This is a genomic window from Natrinema soli, assembly GCF_028618695.1.
The window spans coordinates 1-4,530 of sequence record NZ_JAQIVI010000551.1 but is presented as its reverse complement, the minus strand read 5'-3'; the positions used below and the strand labels follow the sequence as shown (position 1 = coordinate 4,530).

The 4,530-nt window shown below is 67.0% G+C and carries 3 protein-coding genes and 1 pseudogene; 1 reads left to right on the top strand and 3 read right to left on the bottom strand.

Annotated features, from left to right (window positions below):
• Positions 1-589, bottom strand: a 589-nt coding sequence (locus PGX04_RS26375; protein WP_273741205.1) for a M20 family metallopeptidase, incomplete at its 3' end; no start/stop codon positions are given.
• 246 nt (positions 590-835) lie between these two features.
• Between PGX04_RS26375 and PGX04_RS26370 the strand changes: the two genes are divergently transcribed.
• Complete coding sequence (locus tag PGX04_RS26370; protein WP_273741204.1) at positions 836-2,728, top strand: PINc/VapC family ATPase; 1,893 nt, start codon at positions 836-838, stop codon at positions 2,726-2,728.
• A gap of 229 nt (positions 2,729-2,957) precedes the next feature.
• Here PGX04_RS26370 and PGX04_RS26365 read toward each other — a convergent pair whose 3' ends face one another.
• Both PGX04_RS26365 and PGX04_RS26360 read right to left on the bottom strand, forming a co-directional pair.
• Positions 2,958-4,292 (bottom strand): outer membrane protein assembly factor BamB family protein, encoded by a 1,335-nt coding sequence (locus PGX04_RS26365; RefSeq protein ID WP_273741203.1) that lies wholly within the window; start codon positions 4,290-4,292, stop codon positions 2,958-2,960.
• Positions 4,289-4,530: pseudogene (locus tag PGX04_RS26360) on the bottom strand (M48 family metalloprotease); the annotation flags it as partial. The gene PGX04_RS26365 and the pseudogene PGX04_RS26360, both read right to left, overlap by 4 nt.

Here is a 4,530-nt window from a genome sequence, read left to right as displayed (position 1 = left end):
TCTCGCCGGCGTCGACCTCGCTCGCGTGCGCTGCCGTTCCGCGAGCCGTGATCGTACTGCCGCGCCGGCCCTTGTGTGCGACGGCCACGTCGGTGACGTCCGGCCCCGAATAGTTCGTCGATCCCTCGCCGACGACGGCGTAGTCGGGTGAGAACCCCTGCTCGATCGCATGCCGTGCGCCGACGCCGCCGACCTCCTCGCCGACGAAGCTCGCGAAGACCAACTCGCCGGCGGGGTCGGCATCGCGGAACGCGACCAGCGCGGCCGCGAGCGCCCCCTTCATGTCCGCCGTCCCGCGGCCGTAGAGGCGGTTGTCCCGCTCTTCGACGACGTACTCGTTTCCGTTACCGTCCCCCGGTTCCGCGCTCCGTACCTGCGACTCGACCGGTTCGACGACATCGTGGTGACCCACGAGCGCGAGCGTCTCGTCGCCCGTTCCCGTTCGAGCGATCACGTTGCCGACGTCGTCCCGCCGCACGTCTGCGTCGGTCTCGCGGCGCAGCCACGCCTCGAGGAAGTCACCGACAGCGGCCTCGTCCCGGTGGCTCGGGATCGACACCAGCTCGCGAGTCAGGTCCACGAGAGTCATGGCGGACACGTCGACGGCCGCGGTGTTCAGTGCACCGGAAGCCGCCGCCCGTCGGACTGGCCCGCGGTCGAACGACGGGGCCGGTCGTCGTCCGGCGGCATCTTCGGCCAATTCGGTCCGTTTCAACGGACGGGTTCCCGAACAGAACGGGGCAGCTCTGCCCCCGCAATTTCGCGTGTGGCGTGGAACCGCGGCCCGTGGATTTGCTGTGAACACGCTTATAGGCGTACGTCGACCAGTTTACGTATGAACGTCGTGCCGGATACGAGCGTGGTCATCGACGGCCGCGTCTCAGCGACTATCGAAGACGGGCAGTTCGAGGGAGCGACGATCTGCGTCCCCGAGGCGGTCGTCGCCGAACTCGAGGCGCAGGCGAACGACGGGATCGATAGCGGCTGGGACGGCCTCGAGGAGCTCCAGCGGCTGGCTGACCTGGCCGACGAGGGCGTCGTCGACCTCGAGTACGTCGGCGAGCGGCCCAACGCCATCGAGCGGGGCCACGCCTCAGAGGGCGAGATCGACGCCCTGATCCGCGATCTCGCGGAGGAGTTCGACGCGACCTTCGTCACGAGCGACGTCGTCCAGGCCGAGGTCGCCGAGGCAAAGGGGCTCGACGTCGAGCACGTCTCGCCCGAGGTTCGCGAGGTCGGGACGCTGGCAGTCGAGGCGTTCTTCGACGACCAGACGATGAGCGTCCACCTCAAGACGGACGCCGTGCCGAAGGCCAAACGCGGCGAACTCGGCGCGATGCGCTACGAGGAGATCGCCGACGAACCGCTCGACGAGGCGACGATGGACGAGTACGCCCGCGAGGTCGTCGACGCCGCGAAGGAGTCTCCCGATGGCTTCCTCGAGCTCTCGGAGCCGGGAATGAACATCGTCCAGTTCCGGGACTACCGGATCGCGATCGGTCGACCCCCATTCTCGGACGGCATCGAGATCACCGCCGTCCGTCCGATCGCTCAGACCGACATCGAGGACTACGAACACGCCGACGAGCTGAAAGACCGGCTGCTCGAGCGCCAGCGCGGCGTCCTCATTTCGGGTGCGCCCGGGGCCGGGAAGTCGACGTTCGCGCAGGCGGTCGCCCGCTACATTTCCGATCACGACTACTCGGTCAAGACCATGGAGAAACCGCGGGACCTGCAGGTCGGTCCGGACATCACCCAGTACACGGAACTGGGCGGCGAGATGGCCAAGACCGCCGACGCCCTGCTGATGGTCCGACCCGATTACACCATCTACGACGAGGTCCGCAAGACGAACGACTTCGAGGTCTTCGCGGACATGCGACTGGCCGGCGTGGGAATGATCGGCGTCGTCCACGCGACGCGAGCGATCGACGCGCTCCAGCGACTCGTGGGTCGCGTCGAACTCGGGATGATTCCACAGGTCGTCGACACCGTCATCTACATCGAAGCCGGTGAGGTCGATACCGTCTACGACGTCAAGACCGAGGTCAAGGTTCCCGCAGGACTCACCGAAGAGGACCTCGCCCGCCCCGTGATTCAGATCACGAACTTCCAGACCGGCGAGCCCGAGTACGAGATTTACACCTTCAACCGGCAGGTCGTCACCGTTCCGCTGAAAGACGAGGACGGCGGCCCGGCGAACGAGTCCGGCGTCGACCGCATCGCCAAACAGGAGATCGAACGGGAGATCCGCTCGATCGCCCACGGCTACGTCGATGTCGAACTCAAGGGCCAGGACAAGGCCGTCGTCTACGTGGAGGAGGACGACATCTCGAGCGTCATCGGCAAGGGCGGCGGCCGCATCACCGACGTCGAGAACCGGCTGGGGATCGACATCGACGTCCGAACGCACGACGAGAACCCCAACTACGGAGCGGGCGGCGGTGCCGGCGGAGCCAGCGCGAACGGCGGCGGTAGTGGTGGCGGCAGTAGCGGCGGTTCCAAGGCCGGGCAGATGGTCCAGCCCGAAATTACCTCGCGGCACATCGTCATCCCCGTCGACGGCAACCACGGCGAGACGGTCGAGGTGCAGGCCGCCGGCGAGTACCTGTTTACCGCAACGGTGAGCCGCGGCGGCGAAATACAGGTCTCGCGCGGGAGCGCGATCGCGGAGGAACTCGAGCGGGCGATCGATCGGAAGGATCCGGTGACGATCGTTCCGTCATAAGAAGTTGAAGCGCGAACGAACGAAGAGAGTGAGCGGCTTTTTGGTGGAGATTTTTCGAGGAGTGGTGAGCGAAGCGAACCCGACGAGAAAAAGGTCCATCGTGAAGGATCCGGTAACGATCGTTCCGTCGTAGGAAGTTAAACCGGGAACGGTGCGCGGTTCGGAGCGAACGCAGTGAGCGAAAACGCGAACGGGCGTTAGCCCGTGAACGAACGAGTGAGCGCCCTTTTTAGTGTGAATTCGGTCGGAAACGCGAGTAACCGCGAGCAGACAAGAGCGTGTACCGAGCACCGGGTTCCCTGTGGAACCCGTATAGTTCGCCACCGACACGGAGGACGAGTCGGTCGCCGACCGGGAAAAGGTCGCCGTAACAGCCCGCCTCCTCGAGCATCGGAACCTGCCACCACGGCTCGCCCGACGCCGTGACGCCGAAGAGTCCGCAGCCGTCCATCTCGGGCGCGGTTCCGACGGCGTAGACGCCGTCGGCGTCGGCGGTGACGGCCTCGAGCGAGTACCCGTCGCGACGCCACACGCTCTCGCTCGAGTCGAGATCGACGGCGACGATCGATCCGGCGGCGGTATCGACGCGGTACAGACGGTCCCCGACGAGAAGCGGTGTCCCACTGCCGTCTCGCTGGACCGTAAACTGCCGATCGCCGGCGGCGTCGAGCGCCCACAGTTCGTCCTCGAGGGCGAGCAACGCCGTCGAATCCGTCGTCTCGAGCCAGTCGAGCGACGACCGGAGCGAGACCTCGGCGCGGACGGTTCCGTCGGTATCGATAGTCAGGGCGACCGTCTCGTCGTCGGTTCCCGTCGCGACGACCCACGCCCGATCGCCGGCGACGGCACCGTCGTCGCTCGCGGTCACTGCGAGGTCGTCAACCTCGAACGCGAACTGCTCGTCGCCCGTTGCGGCGTCGAAGGCGACGACACCCGCACCGTGGAAGCCGACCACGAGTTCGGAGCCGGCGGTCACCGCCAGCGCCGGTGCGGTCTCACCGTCGTCCGCGGAACTCGTTTCGCTCGTGTTCGTCTCGCTCGTGTTCGCCTCGCTTCCGTCGCCGGATCCGTCTGCCGAACCGGAATCGACCGCGGTCCATTCGGTCGTCCACACGGTCGCATCGTCGTCGTCCGAGCGATAGTCGGCCGTCTCCTCGTCGGTTTCGGCGCGCTCGAGCGCCGCCACGGACCCGTTCGCGAGCGGGAGGTAGACGCGACCGTCGACGACGGCCGGGTCGCCCGCGTACTGTGCGTCCGTGCTGCCGCCCCAGACGTGCTGTCCCCGCGAATCGTACGCCGTGACTCGAGCGTCGTCGAACTCGGTGAAACCGAGATCGTCTCCGTAGCTGATCCCCGTCCCGCTCCGGTTGCGGATCCGATAGAGGAAGTCACCGTCGTCGACCCATCGCTCGTCGCCTGCTCGTGCGAGGCCGGGGCCGGAACCGACCGACTCCGTCCAGACGAGTTCGCCGCCGGCCGGCTGATAGCCACAGCCGGCGAGCGACGCCGTGCCGACGACGATCGACGCCAGTAGTCCGCGCCGCGTCGTGCGTTCGCGCGTCATCCGTCACCTCGCTCGAGGGCCCGCAGTCGATCGATCCGATCCGCGGTCGGCGGATGCGTGTCGGGGAAGATATCGGTGCTGACGAGTTCCTTCGAGCCGAACGCGCGCTCCTCTAACGGAGCGAGATAGAGCGCTTCGGCACCGCCGTCGAGCTTTCGGAGGTCGCGGTCGGGCACCTCGGGCATCGTCCCGTCGATCTTCTCGAGCGCGGTCGCGAGCGCCGCCGGCGAACCGGTGA